General features: G+C 27.4%; 20 protein-coding genes. 4 read left to right on the plus strand and 16 right to left on the minus strand.

The window, feature by feature from the left end; translation table 11 throughout:
* Positions 1-16 precede the first annotated feature (16 nt).
* From KGF38_RS02175 to add, 4 genes are all read right to left on the minus strand, one after another.
* Positions 17-772, minus strand: coding sequence for an acyl-CoA dehydratase activase (locus tag KGF38_RS02175; RefSeq protein ID WP_054270230.1), 756 nt, complete (start codon positions 770-772; stop codon positions 17-19).
* Between the two features lie 24 nt (positions 773-796).
* A complete protein-coding gene (locus tag KGF38_RS02180; RefSeq protein WP_054270229.1) occupies positions 797-1948 on the minus strand; it encodes a double-cubane-cluster-containing anaerobic reductase in 1152 nt (383 codons plus the stop codon).
* Positions 1949-2144: 196 nt separating this feature from the next.
* Positions 2145-2885: an EcsC family protein gene (locus KGF38_RS02185; RefSeq protein ID WP_054270228.1), complete on the minus strand. Its 741-nt coding sequence runs from the start codon at positions 2883-2885 to the stop codon at positions 2145-2147.
* A gap of 71 nt (positions 2886-2956) precedes the next feature.
* Positions 2957-3946 carry an adenosine deaminase gene (add, locus tag KGF38_RS02190; protein ID WP_054270227.1) on the minus strand — a complete coding sequence of 330 codons (990 nt, stop codon included), beginning with the start codon at positions 3944-3946 and terminating at the stop codon, positions 2957-2959.
* Positions 3947-4210: 264 nt separating this feature from the next.
* On the opposite strand from add, the gene KGF38_RS02195 reads away from it, so the two are divergent.
* Positions 4211-5431 carry a sodium/glutamate symporter gene (locus KGF38_RS02195; protein WP_054270226.1) on the plus strand — a complete coding sequence of 407 codons (1221 nt, stop codon included), beginning with the start codon at positions 4211-4213 and terminating at the stop codon, positions 5429-5431.
* Between the two features lie 97 nt (positions 5432-5528).
* Positions 5529-5753, plus strand: coding sequence for a FeoA family protein (locus tag KGF38_RS02200; RefSeq protein WP_021384566.1), 225 nt, complete (start codon positions 5529-5531; stop codon positions 5751-5753).
* A 219-nt stretch (positions 5754-5972) separates the two neighbouring features.
* Here the strand turns inward: KGF38_RS02200 and KGF38_RS02205 are convergent, their stop codons facing one another.
* From KGF38_RS02205 to KGF38_RS02240, 8 genes are all read right to left on the minus strand, one after another.
* Positions 5973-6407, minus strand: coding sequence for a FlxA-like family protein (locus KGF38_RS02205; RefSeq protein ID WP_054270225.1), 435 nt, complete (start codon positions 6405-6407; stop codon positions 5973-5975).
* A 90-nt stretch (positions 6408-6497) separates the two neighbouring features.
* Positions 6498-7856, minus strand: coding sequence for a sensor histidine kinase (locus tag KGF38_RS02210; protein ID WP_054270224.1), 1359 nt, complete (start codon positions 7854-7856; stop codon positions 6498-6500).
* Position 7857: 1 nt separating this feature from the next.
* Positions 7858-8574 (minus strand): LytR/AlgR family response regulator transcription factor, encoded by a 717-nt coding sequence (locus KGF38_RS02215; protein WP_223195665.1) that lies wholly within the window; start codon positions 8572-8574, stop codon positions 7858-7860.
* Between the two features lie 301 nt (positions 8575-8875).
* The gene (gene grdF / locus KGF38_RS02220) at positions 8876-10183 is read right to left on the minus strand and encodes a sarcosine reductase complex component B subunit beta (RefSeq protein ID WP_079739719.1); all 1308 of its coding nucleotides are present in this window, start codon (positions 10181-10183) and stop codon (positions 8876-8878) included.
* 88 nt (positions 10184-10271) lie between these two features.
* Entirely contained in the window at positions 10272-11558 is a 1287-nt protein-coding gene (gene grdG / locus KGF38_RS02225; RefSeq protein ID WP_054270220.1) for a sarcosine reductase complex component B subunit alpha, read from the minus strand.
* A gap of 281 nt (positions 11559-11839) precedes the next feature.
* The gene (locus KGF38_RS02230) at positions 11840-13162 is read right to left on the minus strand and encodes a sigma-54-dependent transcriptional regulator (RefSeq protein WP_054270219.1); all 1323 of its coding nucleotides are present in this window, start codon (positions 13160-13162) and stop codon (positions 11840-11842) included.
* Positions 13162-15156: an ATP-binding protein gene (locus KGF38_RS02235; protein WP_054270218.1), complete on the minus strand. Its 1995-nt coding sequence runs from the start codon at positions 15154-15156 to the stop codon at positions 13162-13164. The genes KGF38_RS02230 and KGF38_RS02235 overlap by 1 nt, the downstream gene beginning before the upstream one ends.
* A gap of 82 nt (positions 15157-15238) precedes the next feature.
* A complete protein-coding gene (locus KGF38_RS02240) occupies positions 15239-16486 on the minus strand; it encodes a GntP family permease (RefSeq protein ID WP_054270217.1) in 1248 nt (415 codons plus the stop codon).
* A 232-nt stretch (positions 16487-16718) separates the two neighbouring features.
* Between KGF38_RS02240 and KGF38_RS02245 the strand changes: the two genes are divergently transcribed.
* Positions 16719-17264, plus strand: coding sequence for a helix-turn-helix domain-containing protein (locus KGF38_RS02245; RefSeq protein WP_054270216.1), 546 nt, complete (start codon positions 16719-16721; stop codon positions 17262-17264).
* 13 nt (positions 17265-17277) lie between these two features.
* Positions 17278-17964: a YjjG family noncanonical pyrimidine nucleotidase gene (locus KGF38_RS02250; RefSeq protein WP_054270215.1), complete on the plus strand. Its 687-nt coding sequence runs from the start codon at positions 17278-17280 to the stop codon at positions 17962-17964.
* Positions 17965-18090: 126 nt separating this feature from the next.
* Here KGF38_RS02250 and KGF38_RS02255 read toward each other — a convergent pair whose 3' ends face one another.
* The 4 genes from KGF38_RS02255 to KGF38_RS02270 all read right to left on the minus strand — a co-directional run bounded on the left by KGF38_RS02255 (position 18091) and on the right by KGF38_RS02270 (position 21641).
* The gene (locus KGF38_RS02255) at positions 18091-18711 is read right to left on the minus strand and encodes a hypothetical protein (RefSeq protein WP_074179401.1); all 621 of its coding nucleotides are present in this window, start codon (positions 18709-18711) and stop codon (positions 18091-18093) included.
* The gene (locus tag KGF38_RS02260) at positions 18701-19723 is read right to left on the minus strand and encodes a uroporphyrinogen decarboxylase family protein (RefSeq protein ID WP_054270213.1); all 1023 of its coding nucleotides are present in this window, start codon (positions 19721-19723) and stop codon (positions 18701-18703) included. The genes KGF38_RS02255 and KGF38_RS02260 overlap by 11 nt, the downstream gene beginning before the upstream one ends.
* Before the next feature lies 1 nt (position 19724).
* Complete coding sequence (locus KGF38_RS02265; RefSeq protein ID WP_227832134.1) at positions 19725-20411, minus strand: cobalamin-dependent protein; 687 nt, start codon at positions 20409-20411, stop codon at positions 19725-19727.
* A 78-nt stretch (positions 20412-20489) separates the two neighbouring features.
* Positions 20490-21641: a GNAT family N-acetyltransferase gene (locus KGF38_RS02270; protein WP_167640210.1), complete on the minus strand. Its 1152-nt coding sequence runs from the start codon at positions 21639-21641 to the stop codon at positions 20490-20492.
* Between the last annotated feature and the right edge of the window lie 22 nt (positions 21642-21663).

Genomic DNA, 21663 nt, shown 5'->3' on the forward strand with positions numbered 1-21663 from the left:
TTATTTTTAATATATTTTATCTAAACCCTATTACAGCAGCCCCTAAGGCTCCCATTATTTGAGTATCTTCTGCAATAAAAATTTTTCTGTCCAGTATTTCTTCTATCATTTTTACTAATTCTTTACTCTTTGCAAGTCCTCCAGTAAATGCAACTTCATCTATTATCTCACCTCTTGCCAGCATTGAAGTAGATTTATTTGCAATAGATTTAAGTATCCCTGCTGCTACCTCTCCAGTAGAAATATTTTGAGCTAAAAGACTTACAATTTCAGATTCAGCAAAAACTGTACACATACTAGATATATTAACTGGATTATGTCCTTGAGCTAATGTATCAATACTTTCTATATCACTTCCCAAAAGATTAGAAGTAATTTCTAAGAATCTACCAGTTCCTGCAGCACACTTATCATTCATTATAAAATTAAATACATTTCCATCTCTATCTAAGTTTATAACTTTACTGTCTTGACCACCTACATCTAAAATAGTCCTTATATTCCTATTTAAAAAATAAACTCCTCTAGTATGACAAGTTATTTCTGTCACTTTCTTATCAGCAAAATCCATTACTCCTCTTCCATAACCTGTCCCTACTACTTTTTTTATATCTTTTTTATCAATTTCACTACTTAACAACTCATAGACCTGTTTAGATGTACTTTTAGGGCTCCATCCAGTTGGTATAATTATTTTCTTAATAATTTTTTCACCATCGAATAATACACCTTTTGTTGCCACTGACCCTGAGTCCACTCCTATACTAAACATAATTCCTCCTACTTTTATGTATTCCTACAACATCTCTACAAACGCTTCAAATCTAGTTCTCAATTGTTCAGTATCTGATTTTGAATAATCAGTCTCAAGAGACATAAATGGCTTGTTTTTTTCTTTTGTAACAAATTCTCTTATTCTATAACTTTCTATATTAAATGTATGACATGCTTGTAAAACTACATCTATTACAGCATCAACATTATATTCATCTATTATTCTATCTAATAATTCAATACGATTATCATTATTCATCATACAAGAACATCCTATGTTTATATACTTTTGTGTTAAAGCATCATAAACATCTTCTATTTCTTCATCAACTAACAAATCATTTGATCTAATAGCTCCACAAAGTTCATATGCCACAACTGAAGCTCCTGCATCTTCTAAAGTCTTAACTATTTTTTCGCTTATTCCACCAATAGGAGAACCTGTTATTAATATTCTTGGCTTATCTTTTTTAACTGGACATTCTCCTTTTTCATATCTTTCTTTCATATCATCTATGACTTTTCTTAAAGATTGCTTAAGTTCCGTACGGTCAAATTTGAAGCCTGCTTGATATAAAACATTATGTAGCTCAAGCCCTGTAAGTGCAGATGGTTGCAATTTACCAAGTGCATAAAACTCTTTTAAAAGTTCTCTTTCTTCATTTTTATCTTTTATAGCAGCTCTTATATCATCTTCTGTTATAGTCACACCTAAGGATTTCTCAACCTCATCTTTTAATCTTATCATTTCATCCTTCCAAAGCTTATAGGCAAATTCACCTTTTGATGTATTTGGAAGATGCATTACATAAGTTGGTTTAACCTTTGCAAGTTCTTCATACATCTTTTTCTTACCATCACAAGTAGTTTCTCCTATTAATAAATCAGAAAAATAGAAATATGGACAGGTATCTGTTATTGCATGCCCATAACTTGATTTTATTAAAGGACAAAGATTTCTTGGAAGTACTCTTTCTGCATCTGGTATTGGCTCTTCACTAACTCCACATACACCTACTACAGTTGCACCAGCTGCCATTGGAATTTCAACTGGAGTGAAGGTACAGAAAACTCCAACCATCTTTTTCCCACTTTCTTTAAGTTCCTTTGCATTTATAAATCCTTTTTGTCTAGCTTCATTAAAGCTATCAAATTGTTTTGGCAAATTTGTCATGAAAATATTCCTCCCAATTACTTTTCTTCATAGTTTAGCTTGTATTTTTAACAGTAAGAACTAAATTTTTCCATCAAAATACAAGCCTTTACATTAAATTCTATCATGCTTTACCTTTTATCCATAATCGTTTTTATCAATGCAAATATAAGTATATATAGATATATTGTATAATCAATTTTATCTCTTGTTATACTTATAAATTAAGTTCTCTAATTCTCAATCTATAAGCATATACAGCAGTTTCATGTAGTTTATCAATTAATTTTCCATTCACATAAAATCCTACAAATGCTCCTATTCCAGGCATTAGTTGCAGAAATTTAGCTAAATCTAAATAATCTCTATATTCTTGTTGAAATGTCTTCCAATCAAAATCGTTAATATCTTCTGGTAAACTCTTCACATATTCATCCCAGTTATTCATCAATTTAAAAGTTTCATTTATATGATGTTGGCTAGAGAAAGCCAATTGTAATATACTTAATATATAAATTCTTTCTCTATAATCCTTAACATCATAACCATATATTGAAGCAACATCATATAAAAATTTTATTTTAATCCCTAGAAGTAGGGGAAAATCAGAAAGGCCTAATAGAATTCCTCCAGCCCCTGTTCCTGCTCCTTCAATCATTGCAGTAGTTTTGTAATTTTTAGCTTTTTCTAAAACTAATTTTTCTCTTTCTTCTAATGTCATATTTCTTATTGGTGGTTTTGTAGCGTATTTGTACCCAAACAACACAGTCTTTGTCATTCCCTTTATCGAAGAAGTTATTACTTCATGGTATTTATCTGGCAATACTCCATTAACTTTATTTTGTATACCTTTTGATGCCTTATCAAATATTGAAGGTTTCTTTAATATATTTTTCTTCCATTCTTCAAGTTCTTTTTTAGCTAGTTTAATATAAGAGATGTCTTCATAACTTTTCACGTTTTTTCTCCTAATCTAATATATTTTTGTTGATTCATTAAGTGGATTTAAAGTTTAAATAGCTTAATCTGTTAAATTAAGCTATTTAGATACTTTTTAGTTTTTTCATCTGCAAAACTAGCTTCTACTGTATTTCTGTACATTAATTTATAATCTTCTAATCCTAATTTAAATGTACTAAATATAACATTTAGTTCTGAATTTAAGCTTATATCCGATACAGTCCTGTTATCTGTATTTATGCTTACATGTAAATTATCTTTATAAAAATTATAAAATGGATGTGTCTCATAAGAATCTACCGTTTTAGTTTGTACATTACTAGTTGGACATAATTCAAGTAATACTTTTTTATCTTTAACTAAATTATAGGCCTTTTTATGTTTGTTAATTTTTACACCATGACCAATTCTATCCGCTTTTAAAATATTTATCGCATCTACAACATTTTCTCCACTTGCTGCTTCTCCTGCATGTACTGTAACTTTATATCCATATTCTCTTGCTAATTTAAAAGCCTCCTCATATTCCTTACAAAACCCTTCTTTCTCTGGCCCACATAAATCTACTGCAACAACACCTTTATTTACAAATGATTTTCCTTCTTCAATTACTAATAATGCCTCTTTTGAAGTCATAGTTCTCATACAACCTAATATCAAATTTCCTTTTATATCATAAATACTTTCAGCTTCTCTAATACCTTCTATTATACTTTCAATTATGCTTTTAATACTCATACCTTTTTGGGTGTGAAGTAATGGTGCAAATCTAATTTCAATGTATTTTACATTTTCTTTACTTGCATCTTCCAAAAGTTCAAAAGCAATTCTTTTTAAATTTTCCCTAGATTGCATTACTTTTAAAGGCAAATCAAATTTTTCTAGATATTCATCAAGTGAAGTACAATTAAAAGAAACTTTTGCTAATTTTTTTATTTCATCAATATTATCTGAAGGTAAATCTATTTTCTCTTTAATAGCTATGTCAAACATAGTTTCTACTCTAACACTTCCATCTAAATGGCAATGTAAATCTATCTTAGGTAAATTTTTAAACATTTTATCCTCCTACTAATAACATTCTAAACATATTTTTAAGTCTTATTTCTATTATATCAATATACTAAGGTTTTTCATTCTAAAAAAATTATATCTCTTTAAAATATTTTAATTTAATTTATGATTATCTAATTATATCTACTGATTTTTATTAATATACATTTATTAATATACATTTATTAATATACATTTGATAATAAAATTCTAGTACATGAGAATTTAAATTATACAATTAATATTTTAAATTACAAAGGAGGACTTATTTTGATTACCTTAACTTTTGATATGGTACAAACCTTAACACTATCTATGTTATTTTTTTTAATTGGTAATTTATTAAAGAATAGAATTAACTTTTTAAATAATTTCTGTATACCTGCTCCAGTAATAGGAGGTCTGTTATTTTGTTTTTTAAACTTATTTCTTAAATACTTTAATTTAGCAGATATATCTGTAAGTGGAAATTTAATGCCAAATTTTATAACCTTCTTTTTTACAACAATAGGACTTGAAATAAGCATAAACCTTATAAAAAAAGGTGGTAGTGTATTATTTAGATATTGGATTTTGTGTGGAGTACTTGCATTTTGTCAAAATATCCTAGCTATTACAATATCAAAGATTATAAAACTTGAACCTCTTTTAGGACTTATGTGTGGTAATGTATCTATGGAAGGCGGTCATGGTTATTCTGCTGCATTTGGACTTACAATAGAAAATCTTGGTGTAAATGGAGCAGTTGGAGTTGGCCTATCTGCTGCAACAATAGGACTTATTATAGGTGGTATATTAGGCTGTCCTGTAGCTAGATTTTTAATAAACAAATATAAACTAAAACCCTCAACAGATATAGATTTATTAAATTCTAATTACAATAGAAAGACAAATAGAATAAGAAATAATGACTTCTCTCAAACAATAACACCAACTATATTTTTAGAACAGGTACTTATCATATTTATTTGCATAAATACAGGAGAAATCATAAGTAGAATATTTTATATAATGTTTAATATTCTTTTACCTTCTGTCGTAACTTGTATGTTCTCAGCCGTTATTTTTAGAAATTTAAATGATAAAATAAATATACTGAAATTAAATTTTAAACTTATTAATTTTCTAAAAGAACTTTCATTAGGAATTTTTTTGACTTTATCACTTATGAATATAGATTTATTTGAATTATCTACATTATTACCTCCTATTCTTCTAATAGTAACTTTCCAAGTGATTTTTATAATCCTATTTTCAGTATTTATCTGCTTTAGAATTCTTGGAAAAGACTTTGATTCTGCCATCATAATAAGTGGTTTAATTGGACATGGAATAGGGGCTACTCCAAATGCTTTAGCAAATATGAGCTCTTTGACACAAAAATATGGTGATTCTCCAAAAGCATTTTTGGTAGTTCCACTAGTAAGTGGATTTTTGCTAGATGTTATCAGTATCCCTTGTATATTATTTTTCATAAACATACTAAGTTAGTATGTTTATTTTTTTGTTATATATTGACAATTTGCTATTTTTGTTATATATTATAAATATAGAATTTGATAATGATTTTCATTAGGAGGTGTTAATAATGACTGTTTACAATTTAAAACTTGGACAAAAGGGAGTTATAGACAATATAGCTGGGAATGAAAAACTTATGAAAAGACTTCTAGCTTTAGGATTAATAGATGGCACTGAGGTTGAAGTTAAAAAGATAGCTCCTCTTAATGACCCTATAGTGATTAGATTTAGAGGATTTGATTTGGCTATTAGAAAATCCGATGCAAAGAATATAAATTTAAAAAATAATTAATATATAAGAATAAAAAAGAGATTTTAAAATCTCTTTTTTTATGTGTATAGATAACCTTAAATTGATACTACATCAGTATAAAAATTATTAATACAAACTCATAAATAATACTCTTATAAAACCACATATAAATATCCATAGGTATGTTAATTGCAAATAAATATATCTATGGATACTATTCCTTAATAGTACAAAATAAAAACTATTTTTATAAATAAACTATATTTGTCTATTAAATTTCACTTTTAAATCTTTATCATCTTGAACAAGACTATATGTATTATCCCATTGCTCTTCTTCATCACTTCTCTCAAAAACATCATACAATGTTTTTATATTTTCATTAGTAAAAGGTTCTTTTCCTTTCTCTAATAGGTTCTTGTTTACTTCTGAAATATTATTTTGTTCTCCATTTGCTTCTTGTGCTTTATTTCCTTTTAGCTCTTGAATTTTATTTTCAATCTCTTCTATTTCTTTTTTTAAGCTTTCTATTTTTAACTTGGCTGTTTCACTGTCAATACTCTTATTACTTTTTAATTTCTCTATTTCATCTTGCAATACTTTTTTCTTTTGTTCTAAACTTTGTATCTCAGTCTGACAATTATCTGAACTATTTGTAATTGGTGCTTGACCACTTATATTTCCTATTTTCATTTTAGCAACCTCCTATTTTCTCTATATGTTAAACTTTTTTATTTAAATACATAGTATTGCTTACAAAGTTTATTTTCAACTGAATTGTTCTCAAATATCAATATGTTGTAATGAAATAACTAACATTATACTTATTTGAAAATAATCCGATGTATTATCTATACTTATAGCTCCTTGATATTTCTTTGCAATTTCTTTTATATTTGAAATTCCTATACCTGAGCCACTTGTATAATTATTTATTGGGTTATAACTATTCTTTATTTCTATCAAAAAAAATCCACCTTCTAGCTTGCTAGAAAGCTTTAAATACCTATTTTGTTTATCTACAAGCCTACAGGCTTTAATTGCATTATCAATAGCATTTGCAAATACTATACATAGATCAAAATCCTTCATATTAGTGTCTTGTGGTATGATTACTTCACAATCCACCTGTATTCCTAATTGCTTTGCTACACTCAATTTATTATTAAAAAGAGCATCAATGACAACATTTTGTGTATGGCAAGAAAAAGACAGGTCACTTGTCACTTTTTCAAGTTTATTTAAATAATCTTGTGCTTTTGAAATTTGTCCTTTTTTCAATAATCCATTGACAATAGCTAAATGATTCTTAAAATCATGTCTAAATGATATAGTTTGTGATAACCGTGACTTAGCTTCTTCAATATAGCTTTTTTGAGCATAAATTAGTTGATTCATAATTTCCTTCTCTTTATCTGCTTCTAAAGATTGCATAAGTTTCTTAAAGGTAAATAGAGAAAAAAATACACATATAGTTCCAATTATAGAAAAAAGAAATGCTTGTATTGCTTCAGTCAAAGATGTATTTAACAACAATTTTGCAGTCTGAAGTTTTGTATCTATATTTATATATGAACTACTTTTAAATGCTCTCATAAATAATATTATAAATAACAATGGAGTTATTAAAATTACTAAATACTTATCAAATTTTACAACTTCAATATTAAATTTTTTAGCACTATAGCAATATATAAATCCAGCTATTATAATAGTAATTGAAGATGATATCCCAACATTTATATAAAATTTATAAATATTTGTATTTGCATTACTAAGAAATATAAGATAATTTAATGGAGCTATAAATCCATATACTAACTGTTCAATTATATATACTAATAGAGATGATACTATAGATAAAACTGTAGATTTTTTTATGATATAATTCACAAATAAAAAAGTCATAAGAAGAAATAGAATCTGTGAAGAAAATAAATTATTTAAATTAAAATATGTACCTATGATGATTAACAGAAATGAAACTAGCGAATACAAAATAAAACTCCAATGTTTTGAATTAGTATTTGTAAAACTAATTAGAAAATAGTATTGCAATATTACCATCAAAAGTCTATATATGATAAAAGAAAATAAAAAACTATACTTTAAAAATAAATCAGAAGAAAATAAATTAATCATACTATCTCCTCCTATTTTTCATAAATTCAAGCATAGCTTCTGAAAATATTTGTTGGCGTAGTCTAGAAACTGGTATCTTGTCTCCATTTTCCATAACTGCATTACCATTTTCATACCCATATACAGATTGCAAATTGATTATATAGCTACGGTGACATCTAAAAAAGTTTGTTGGCAAACTTCTCTCTAAATTATCAATGGTTCCATAATAATCTATAGTCTCTTTTTTTAAGTGAACGTAAATCTTTCTTTTTATGACTTCACAATATAAAATATCTACAATTTTCAATCGCCAATATGAATAACCTCTTTGTATTGTGATATAATTATTTTCATTATTCTCAAGTTTTATAACTATCCTATCCAAGGTTTTATATAGTTTCTCATTAGATAATGGTTTTATCAGATAATTTATAGCATCTACTTCAAAAGCATCATATACAAATTCATTTAAAACTGTAACAAAAACTATAAAGCAATCATTACCATATGCTCTTAATTTTCTAGCTGTCTGCATTCCATTAATCTCTTTCATTTGTATATCTAAAAAGATAATGCTAAACTTTTCGTGATTGTATAGTAAATCTTCTGCTTTATCAAAAAGTTCTATATTACACAGTAGATTATTTTGCTTCATATATAATTGTACATTTTCTTTTATATGATTTAACATGTATGATTCATCATCACAAATGGCAATTGAAATCAATATATACACCTTCTTTCTTGTTATTATTCTAATTATTATATAAAGTTAATTTTTTCTATTCAATTAAACTGTTCTAACATGTTGAATATATGTTCCAAAATGTAATAACCTCACTTTTCATAGTATATCTAATTTAAATTTATGTATCAAGATTAAGTCAAATTAATTTATCATTTTATAAGCCTAATTTATACATATATAAATAATTCTTACTATATTTAAATTTGCATAATAAAAAAAGATATCATAAAATAATTTAAAAAAACTATTTTATGATATCAATTTTAATTAAAGTGTTATATTATTTTTATTATTCAAATACGGTTTGAGTTTCTATATCCTCTTTTAAGGCATTTAAAGCTTTTAAAACTATCTTCTTTCTAATCTTTTTACTTTCTTCTTCTCCTAGATTAGGATTTCCAAGTGGGTATGGTATTCCCACTGCTGGAACAATCCTATTAGCTCCTATTGTAAGTGATATTGGTACTACAGTACAAATATGAACAACTGCTATACCAGCTCTTTCTATCTCTTTTACCATCGTTGCTCCACAACGAGTACAAGTACCTCATGTAGATGTTAAAATTACAGCATCCACATTATCTTCTAAAAGTTTCTTTGAAAACTCTTCCCCAAACCTTTTGGAATTTCCAACACTTGTTCCTGTTCCTGTAGTAGTAACAAAATAATTTGCCAATTCTCCAATTATACCTTCTTTTTCAAGTTCCCTAACTACATCTAGTGGAACAACTAAATTTGGATTTTCAAGTACATATGCTCTATCATAACCTCCATGTATAGTTGTAAAATCTTTATTTGACATAGAATCCATATCTGTTAAATCATAAATTCCATACTTAGTAGCACTTGAAGACTCAATTTTATCTGGATTATCAATTGGAACTATCCCTCCAGAAGTTACTAGTGCAAGTTTTATTTTAGATAAATCCTTAATAGGCTTCATAGGTGTGACTCTATCAAACTCAGGCATTGGATACTCAGTTTCAAAGTTTTCTCCCTGCATCTTTTTAACCAACATATCAATTGCTCTTTCAGAACCTCTAAATTCATGGAAGAAATTTTTTCTTATTCCTCTCATTATATATCCTTCTTCTTCAGGAGGACCTATTTCTTCTCCTCTAACCAGTTTAAGACCTAGCTTTGTCATTATTGGAACTACTTTTCTAAGACTAGCTGCTGAATTTCCAGTAGATATTATGTGTAAATCTAACTTAAACATGTCTACTCCAGGATTTTCTTTATACATTCCTGTAATTGCAGGAATATTTAGCTCATCTTCAACTGCTTTACAAATAGCTCCACAAGCTACTCCATATCTACCTGCATTAAACGCAGGCCCTGCAATAAATAAATCAGGTTTTTCGTCTTTTATCATTTTTAAAAGTTCTTGAGTTGTACTTTCAATATTCTCTCCAAAATACGTATCTCCACAAATTACAGTTGAAATTATTTCTGCATCATCATTAAATTGACTTTGAAATGCCATTCCAGGTCCTACTGCTCCCTCTCTTTTCTCTGGTGGAATGTCTGCTTTTTCTTCTCCTCCTATACCAGCAAAGAAATTATTTATATAATGAACCACTCTGATTTTACTCATATCTTAACCCTCCAAAACACTTTATAGTTATACATTAATTAGAACAATGATTACTTACTCTAACAAAACTCTATATTCAACCATTTATTTAATAATATCTTGCTGTCAGATGATTATAACCATTTGCTATAGTTGAAGCTATTATTATTTGTAGTTCTGCATCCATGCTTCCATCATCATTTAAACACCCTTTATACCCACCAATCATCATTTCAACATATTCCAAAGTTCCTATAATTTTCTCCATTGCTGGAAAATGAACCACTAAGTTCCCTTGACCACAAGAAACAACTGCATCTGCTTCTTTAGTAGCATCTGCTATAGATTGACTCTTTCCATCCTTCCCAGGAAATTCATCTGTTATCAAAACTACACTTGCTCCAACTTCACTACACTTTTTACAATTCATCATTAAGTCAGTATCTGGATTTCCATAACCTTCTTCTGTAACTAGTACTCCATCAACACCCAAAAACTCTATTAATTTTGCCACCATATCAGAACTTCTCTCTTTATCAACCAAGAATACGTTTTCATTAGTCAAAATAACACCTACAAAGTTTAAATCTTTTCCATGTCTTTTATATAAGTCATGTATAACTGGATTATTTAAATGATGGAATGTAGTGACCTTATCACATGGTGCTACACAGTTTCCAGAGATTATAGCTCCATCCATTATTTCAGTTGGATACATAAAAGTAGGAACTATTTGTTTAGCATCTACTCCATAATAATAAGTATCATGTAAAAGTCCTTGTGATTGTAACATATGAACATATGCTACTGTTGGTAGGTCTGGATATTCTTTTACTTGTTTTAATAATGGTTTTGTCTCATATACAATTATTTCATCTGGCTCAACTTCTCTTCCTGCTTCACCTATATATGCACCTATTTTCAATCCAACAATTCTAGCTGCTTCCTCATAGTCATGAGTACCTATACCATCTTTTGCTTTTATAACAATACATATATTATTTGTTTTTGAAAAAGGTGTATATTTAGCAGTAGGGCCACTCATATCAATTACACCTTCTTGAAATCCAACTATATTTCCACAAGTTACAACACAAGCTCCTAAAAGTACATGTGTTCTTCCACTTCCTACAGTCTTTACTTTGTTTATAATTCCAGGAAATATTTTACTGTCATCTCCAATTTTAACTCTAGGTTCTATTACATCTTTAACTGGAGCTATTCTTACTGACTCACCAGGTCTTGCAAGTTCAACATTTACATTTACAATTCTTTCATCTTCCAAGGCTATTTTTTCTATTTCTTTACTATTCACATATAATACTCCATTTTTTACTTCCGTCTTTTCTCCAAATTCAACATTTTTTATAAATATATTCCCTAGCTCTAGCTTCATATGAAAATCCCCCTTAATATATTTAATCGCAATTAAAAGTATTTATTATTACGTTTATTCATATATAAAGCATTTTCTATGCCAATTATTTAAGATGTGTATTATATTTATTAATGTTATAGAGATTTTCATTTCTAAGTTTTATAAGTATTGAATTTAACAATAATTATTGTAAATCTTAAATTTTAAAATTATAATAAAAAAAGATAAGTATGTTTTTTCTACTTATCTTTTAATAGAGTTTGAGAAGTTTTTTTCTCATTTAATGAGAAGTTTTTTTCTCACTTAATATTATATTCTGATATTTTATTAGTTAATTGCCTTCTACTAATTTCTAATTTTTTAGCTGTGTTTGACACATTATTTCCACATAAAGATAAAACCTTTTCAATATACTCACATTCAAATTCTTTTCTTATTTCTCTTAGAGGTCTAATACTTATTTTTTCATCTATATACACATTATTTGATATTAAATTTAAATTATCTTTTGATAAATTACCTTCTTCACTTAAGACTACAAGCCTATTTATTATATTTTTTAATTCTCTTATATTTCCAGGATAATTGTAATTTAATAAAAAATCCATTACTTCCTTATCAATTGAATATACCTTTTTATCATGTTCATTTTGATACTTATTTAAGAAAAATTCTATAAGTGTATTTAAATCTTCTCTTCTACTTCTTAATGGTGGTATAGTTATTGTGATTGTACTTATTCTATAAAAAAAATCTTCTCTTATATTTCCGTTTGATATTTCTACTTTTGGTTCCTTATTCATTGCACAAATTAACCTAAAATCAACTTTAATTGATTTATTACTTCCTATTCTCTCTATAGATTTATCTTCAAGTGTTCTCAGTAATTTTACTTGAACATTTAAAGGTATATCTCCTATTTCATCTAAAAATAAAGTTCCTTTATTTGAAAGCTCAAACCTACCTTTTCTACTATCCACAGCTCCTGTAAAAGAACCTTTTTCATGACCAAACAACTCAGACTCCAATAAATTTTCTGAAAAAGCACAACAATTTACAGGTACAAATATCTCGTTCCTTCTTGGACTTATACTATGTATGTACCTGGCTAGTATATCCTTCCCCACACCAGATTCTCCCAAAATTAATATATTAACATCTTTACAAGCAGCTTTTTCTGCAATTTTTATGACATCATTGAAATTCCTATTTTTGGATTCTAAAGTAAACTCTAAATTATTCTTTTGTGTAGAAATTGATGCTTTCACTGCTTTTACCTTTTCAATTTCTTCTAATAAATTTTCAATAGGATTGCTCTTTATAAAATAAGATAGCGCACCTCTTTTCATAGCATCAACTGCATTTTCAATACTTCCATATCCTGTAACTAATATAACTTCTATACTCTTATTAATAGATTTAATTCTGTCTAATAGCTGTACCCCATCCATATTTTTCATCATAACATCAGATAAAACCAAGTCATAATTCTTATCTTTTTTAATGATACTTATAGCTTCTTCCCCATTTAGTGCTATATCTACAATATAACCATTCTTTTGTAGAATTTTTTTCATTACCGTTCCATACTCTAGCTCATCATCAACTACTAGTATTTTCATTATATAGTCACCTCTTTATTTAGTGGAATCTTTATATGAAAACAAGTTCCAATACCTAATTTACTTTTTACACTTATATCTCCATTATTCTTTTTAATTTCATTATAAGTAATGTATAAGCCTAAACCAGTCCCTTCACCTATTGGTTTTGTAGTATAGAAAGGATTAAATATATCCTTCAAAGCATTTTCTTTTATTCCTTCACCATTATCTTTAAAATCTATAAACAAATAATTGTTTTCTACATAACAGTCTATAACAATTTGCCCACCTTCATGTATTGCATCTACCGAATTAGAAATTAAATTTATAAATACATGTTTTAGTGATTCTCCATTTATATAACATACTAAATTCTTATTACACTCTATTTTTATTTCAACATTCTTTAACTGCAAGATTTTATATTGAAGCTTCACTATGTTTTCAATAAAATTTCTTATATTTATATTTTCTAAATTATCATCCGATATTCTTGCGAAATTTAACAGGTTTGTTATTATGTTGCTTGCTCTATCTACATTACTTTCTATAGATTTTACACAGTCATTTACTTCTTCCATTGTAACATCATCTTTTAAAAGATAACAATTGTTTCTTATTATCCCTAGAGGATTTCTTATCTCATGTGCTACACCAGAAGCTAGTTGACCTATAGATATCATCTTGTTCTCCCTAAGTAACTTTGCCTCTACTATCTTATCCTTCGTTATATCCTTAATTAGAACCACTATATACTCAATATTATTTTTTTTATATTCTACAGGAAAAGTACTTATCTTTAAAATCTTATTATGTAATTCAATTTCATTTGTTTTATGGGTGCTTTCAGAAAATGTTTTTTCAATAATTCCCTTCATAAGGTTAATTAAATCTTCTCTTTTGTAACTTATTTCATTCACAAAATCAGATAGAACTTTGTTCGATTCTACTATTTTGTAATTTTCATCTATAAGCATTATTATATCTGTAATACTATTAAATGTAGCTTCTAAAGTCTTTTTATTTTCTAGTACTTCTTTTGTTTTTCTTTTTATTTCTATCTTTAACAAATATGTATAGCTATAAAAAATATAAATTGATATTAAAATTATACCTATAAAAAGATAAATACTTGGCACAATTCCTCTTTCATACAATATATCATCAACATCATTATATGCAAAATACCACTTTTTCTTTAAGTCTTTATATACTCCATTTTTTTGAAGTTTGAAAATCCCTTTATTTAGAATACTGACCAATTCTTCATATTGTTTAGGTACAGCAAGAACAGCTTTTTTAGTATAAATAGGATTAGTTAAAACATCATATTTATCTGAAAGTCCATAATTACTTATATAATATCGTAATACTGGTTCATCACCCACAACTGCATCTACTCTCCCTGATATTAGATGATTAACCCCAGTCTTTATATCTGGAGTTAATACTATATTTATGTTTTTAACTTTTTGTTTTAAAAAGTTTATAGAATAGTCACCTTCTGGTATCGCAATTGTCTTTCCCTTTAAATCCATATAACTACTTATGTCTTGAGATTTCTCATTTTTTAGTATATTTGCACTTAAAGTATATATTGGGTCTGTAAATATAAATTTGTTTGCTCTTTCTTCTGATGGAATTAAATCGAAGAATTTTATACTATTATCTACCGAATTTATGAAAGATTCTTTCCACCAAGTATTTGGTTTAAAATAAAAGTCTTTACCAATTTGAATTGACAAAGAATTCATTAAGTCGACAATGATTCCTTTATACTGCCCATCTTCTTTACCTTCATACCTCAAAGGAGGAGAACTTTGGTCAGAACTATACACCAAATTATCATGTTCCTCCAACCATTCTTTTTCTTCTTTTGTAAATGGTAGTGATTTTTTAATATATTCAAATATATTGAGATTATATTCCGTATTTACATACATATTTGTAAGTGAAAATACCACTAAAAAAGAATAAATAATGCCCATAATAACTATCTTTTTTTTATTCACTTTAAAACTCCAATCTTCTTTTTATTATTAAATTCAATATTTAATAACAAAATCCTACTTTTTCATTAAATATTTGTATTTATTATAAAATTAATTGGATAGATGTTGAAACTATAGTCATCACTATTCCTATTAATGCTTCATATGGAATTAATTTAAACCTTTCTCCTATATCCATATTTATACTGCCTGCACTAGTATGGAATAATGAGCCATGTGGTAATTGCTCAAACACACTAGAGCCTGCATTTACAATTGATGCTCCTGAAATTGGTGACAGACCTCCATTTATTATAGCATCAGAAAAAGTTGATGATGCTATAGTAGCTCCAGCTGTTGATGAAGCTGTTGCTAATGACATAAGTATACCTGAAATTGGTGCTAATAAAAATTGTGGCATATTTAAAAATTGCAGGATACTTATTGTGCTCTGTTGCAATTCAGAAACTTGTATAATTCCTGCAATAGTTCCTGTTCCAAGTAATAATATACAAACACCTTGCATTTTAGATAATCCAAAGGCTAAATACTCTCTTGAATTGTTCATATTTCCTGTGGCAATTAAGGTTACTATTCCTCCTATTGGAAGAGCTATCATAGGGTCTATGACTATTGGAGATATATTCCCCAGGAACAATAAGAATATTGCTACAACTGGACCACATAATGATTTAAATAAGCTTGGTAAATTTTCTCTTTGTTCTAAGATTTCATATGATTCTACTTTATTCCCTTTGTTTGTTAGCATACTTGCTAAAATAATTGTAATCACAATTCCAACAATTGCTGGAATTATATTAGCAATCATAACACTAGATAGGTTAACAGAAAAGTTACCTGCCACTGCTATAGTATTCGGATTTGGCGATATGATATTACCTGCTTTCCCTCCTCCTAACATTGCTAAAAGTATTGATAGTTTGGAATAATTTAATTTTCTACCTATGTATAATCCTATAGGCGCCACTGTTATTATAGATACATCCAGATTTACTCCTACTCCAGCAAGTACCATAGTTGAAGCGGCAATTGAAAGCAAAGCTCTCCTTTCTCCTAATATTTTTACAATCTGTTCTGATATTTTATCTACTGCCCCTGTTTTTATTAAACTTCCTGCTAATACTCCTGATGCTAAAGCTCTAAGAATTGATGGTGAAATGTTCATAGCCCCAGTTGCCATAAAATCTACAGTTTGTGTTATATTTGCTCCTCCAACTATTCCTCCAATAAATGCTCCTAACATTAAACTATAAACAGCTTGAAATTTTTTTATAATTAAAATAATTGCTACTAATAAGCCAAATATAGCTCCAAAAGTTGTTATTTGCATAATACTCCCTCCTATCATAGGTTAATTATTTTTTACTTAATTTAATTTTATTTAAATATATTTTAAGTATTCTGTATTCACTTGTCAATTATATTTTAATTTATTCAATTAGATTGAACATTATTTTTTCAAAAATACATTCTATATGTTATAATAATTTCATACTGTATAATCTTTTTATTTGATTATTTTAGGATAATATTTTTTTAAATGAAAAAGAAGGGATATTCATATGAATGATTTAAATTTAGGAGAAAAAATAGCTGAAGTTCGAAAAAAACAAAATTTAAGTATTAGAGATTTAGCAAAACTAGCTGATGTTACACCATCATTATTAAGCCAAATAGAAAGAGGCCTTGCTAATCCATCTGTAAATTCATTAAAGTCTATAGCATCTTCTCTAAATGTTCCTCTATTTACATTTTTTGTATCTGAGGTAGATAAAAAAAGCTTAATAGTAAGACATGATAGTAGAAAAAAAGTTATTTTGCCTGGAAGCAATGACGTTGTATATGAAGTTTTAATTCCAGACTCTAGTAGCAATTTAGAATTTGCAATTATGGATTTAGCTCCAAATACCTCCTCTTGTGTAGATAGGATTACTCACAATGGAGACGAGATTGCATATGTTTTGGATGGAGAAGTCAAACTTTTTATGGATGATGATGAATTTACTCTATTCAAAGGAGATAGTGTTAAAGTTCCTCTGGGAACAAAACACAAATGGCAAAACAATTCAAATAGCGAAAGTAAAGTAATTTTTGCAGTTATTTTATAGAGGAATAAAACTTATGAAAACATATAAATTTATATTTTTTGATGCAGATGATACTTTATTTGATTTTAAGAAGAGTGAATCACATGCTTTTAAAAGACTCCTATCTGAATTTGGTTTGAGACTTGATTATGAGAAATGTATAGAAATATATAGAAATATAAGTGATAAACTTTGGCTTGACCTTGAAAAAAATATCGTAACTTTAGACGAACTTAAATTGCTTAGATTTAAACTTTTTGCAGATGAAATGAAATTAGATGTTGACCCTAAAACTCTTAGCAAAATGTACTTAAATTTTTTAAGTGAATGTACATTTTTAATTCCAGGAGCAGTTAATATATTATCATATCTCAAGAAAAAATACACAATAATTATAATAACAAATGGAATATCTGAAGTTCAAAACAAAAGGCTTAAAAATTCAGAAATAAAAGAGTATATCGATGGAATAATTGTCTCTGAGGAATTAAAAGTATCAAAACCAAATCCTGAAATATTTAAATATGCACTTAAAAAATTTGATTGTTGTGATAAATCTTCTGTATTAATGATTGGTGATAGTTTAACATCAGATATTTTAGGAGGAATAAATTCAGGAATAGATACTTGTTGGTTAAATTTCAATAACAGTATAAATAATACTAACTATTCACCAACTTATGAAATAAGTAGTCTGATTGAGTTGAAGAAAATTATTTAGTTTGTGAATTACCAACATATCAAGTGGAATATTATTATTTTGCAATAATTTTTTTAGTTTATAAATATAGTAACTAAAAAAATTATTGCAATTTATACATAAAACAAGTTTCAATCTTAAAAATAGCTAAAAGCATTTTTGAGGACATTTACTACATCTTGATTCGAGATTTTCCTCATCTCCCATTAAAATAAGCATTGCCACACTCTTTATAGGTGATAGTTGGTGATAATCATTGATTTCTATTTCTACATTATTATATTTATTTTTTATATAGTTATAAATCTCTCTCTGTTTCTCAATCTCAAAATCTTTATCTCCTGGATATATTTCGTATGATATATTGAGATTATTATATTCTTCTTTTAAGTACCTCTTTATTTTTTCATTAATACAATCTAAACACACTACTCCTATTTTATCCAGTGCTAACCCTGCCATCATATTACAATTTTCCATATAGTCGTTCATCTTGATATCAATCTTATCTCCTATTGTGTATAGTATAGCAAATGCTTTTTTACACTTTTTAGGCATTTTATAAATATCAATCTCACTCATATATATCTTAATATCTAAGCTATCATTTATATTTTTTATTTCTTTTTCAACGATTTCACTAATCGTATCTGGAGCCTTCCTATTTCCATACCCCAAAAACTTTAGCACAATGTTCTTATCTATAAAAATGTCTTCTAGATTTAGAGATTCTAAAAAAGATTTATCTTTATTACTATTATAATTCATTAATATCAATCCTATCTAATTCTTTATAACTAATTCTTCCTGCCTTTATAGCTGCTTGTAAGTTTTCTACTGGAGTAGTATTTAAACAGTTACATCCAAAGTTACATAAGAAATTGTCATATCCTCTCATCTTCTTTAACAACTTTAGTGTCTCTCTCCTAATCTTATCTGGGTTAGAGCGACCAAGAAGCTTTATTGGGTCCAAGTTACCAATCAATACTATATCTCTAGGAATCATTGGAGCAATTTCTTCATAGTCCAAAATTTGGTCTAAGCTTACTGCATCTATGTTGCAACTTAACATATTGTCTAATAATTCCCTAGTATCTCCACATATATGCATCCCTTTCCAACAATCAAGCTCATCGTATATTTTATTTAAATTTTTTACTATATACTCATCAAATCTATCTTTGCTTAAGGTCACTGATGTTGGTTCTGCTATTGAAATATACTTAGCTCCTGCTTTATTTGCAGCCACAGCATATCTTCTTACCAACTCAGTTGTAAATTCCAATAACTCTTCTACAAATTTTTTATCAGTTATTATACATCTCAAAAGTTGTGTAGCTCCAGCTAGCTGGCCTGCAAGTGTAAATGGACCTTGTATAGCTTCATACAATGGTTTTTTTATACTTTTTGATATAAGTGACAAACTTTCTATATTAAGTGGCATACGTCCACTTGTATAAGGGTCTGGAACTTCTAGTTTTCTTAATTTTTCCCTATCAGTTATAGTATGTGTTAATACACTTGGAAAATCATAATCCGGTCTTAGTGTCTCTAGACCTAAAGTCTCACAAAACGTAATCCCATCACAGAATGAATATATAAAATCTGATTCAAAATACTTGTCCATAGTCTTTGCTAATTCTAACTGCGTATCTACACTATCATATACTTCATATGCCTTTTTATTTATTAAAAATAATCCATTTGTACCCATATCAGGCAGAAAGAAGCCTCTATCCTCACTATTTATATATTGAAGTAAAGTCATATCTGAAAACATCTTAAACTTCACCTCCTATAAGTTTGTTTATTAATTTGACTGCTTTTGGAGCATTTGAGCTATATCCATCTGCTCCTATTTCTTCTGCAAACTCTATACTTACAGGACCTCCACCAATTATTACTTTTGGTTTTTTATCTATCTTAATCCTATTAAGTTCATTTATAACTGACTTCATGTTCTCCATAGTCGTTGTCATCATTGAAGATAAGCCTATTATATCAACATTGTTTTTTATAGCCTCTTCTATTATATCTTTACTTTTTCTATTTACACCTAAATCAATAACTTTATATCCAGTAGCTTCTACCATTACTTTTACAATGTTTTTTCCTATCTCATGGGTATCTCCTTCTACTACAGACATCAGAATTACTCCCTTTGATTTCTCCTTTACTTTTCCAGTTCCTTTCAAAAGATTAATTCCTTTATTTAGTGCATCTGTACATACTATAACTTCTGAAAGATAGTATTCTTTGTTCTCAAATTTATCTAAAGCTCCTATCATACCTTTGTTTAAACCATATTCATAAATATCTTCTACATCAATATTTTTATCTATAGCAATTTTCACTAAATTTTCTATATTGTCTACACCCATATTTAATATGCATTCTGCTATATCATCAAGTATGTCCATATAATATTTCATCCCTTCTAGTATCTTACAAAATTTCTTTTTTAACATAAACTAATTTACGTTATTTAATAAGAGCTCTCTTTAAACATAATCCATTTTTATTGAATACAGTCGAAAAGCACACAATTATTGATAATTTAAATTTGCAGTCCATGGAAAATCTAAAGGAAACACCTTTGTTGCAAATTCATGTATATTTTTTAAATGTTTAAATTCATTGTATTGCTCTTCGTTTTTTTCAAAAAACAGTTTATTAAGTTTATCCAAACTTTCTATTACAAGTTCTTCTTCTTTATATTTAATAATATATTTATTTTCAACTTGTTTAAACTCCATATATTTTAATAATTCAGAATCTATATATTGATTAAAATAACTTCTTAGGTTATCACACAATTTTACAAAATTTATTATTTTCATAGTTCCTTGTTGATAATCCAAAGTTTTTATTTCATTACCTTGTAATTGGTCTTTAAGATTTCTTACATGTACTTTATAATCTAAATATTCTAAACCAAATTTATTTGTTACGTATTTCAATATATTTTCAACATTTACAGAGTTTAACCCTATCTCAGCCACTTCTCCTACAATAGAATTTTCTTTTTTTATTGTTCTTATTATTAAATATCCTATAATATTATTATTTTCTTTTATAAATACCTTCTTATAATCAATTGGTCCCCAAGCAATAGTTGCTGCATGTAATAATTTTTTGAACTCATCTTTTCTTCTTATAAATCTAGTACTATTTTGATTATATAGTTCAATCATTTTGTCTAAATCATCATCTTTTTCAAAATTAGTTTCATCAAATTCAACTATTTCATATGGTATTTTCACATTCTCAGGTTTTATTGTATATTTGTAGAAGCTTTTTACCAAACTACAATTTCTTCTACTGTACAAAGTTCTTGTTCCTGAAATGATTACAATATCTATACCATCATAAAACATTTTTTCTTCTACTTTATCCAATACCTTAGATGAATAGCCTTTTTTTTCATAATCTGGATGAGTACACACCCCGCCTATAGCTGCAACTTTCAGCCTATTTCCTTGAATATATACATCTTGAATTAAATAATTTACGTCTGAAACTATTTTATCATCTTCTGATATTATAATCATATTTTCTATATTATTTTTATTTAATAAGAGAGGAAACTCCTCCATCATAGTTGGTTTATGATTTCTTGATATCCTAAATACATAGTTTATTAATTCTATTACCTTATCGAATTCTTCTAATTTTGCACTTCTTGGTCTTAATTCCATTTATATTCCTCCAAATATTATT

Origin of the sequence: Clostridioides sp. ZZV14-6387 (assembly GCF_020657835.1) — a bacterium.
Lineage (GTDB): Bacteria > Bacillota > Clostridia > Peptostreptococcales > Peptostreptococcaceae > Clostridioides > Clostridioides difficile_A.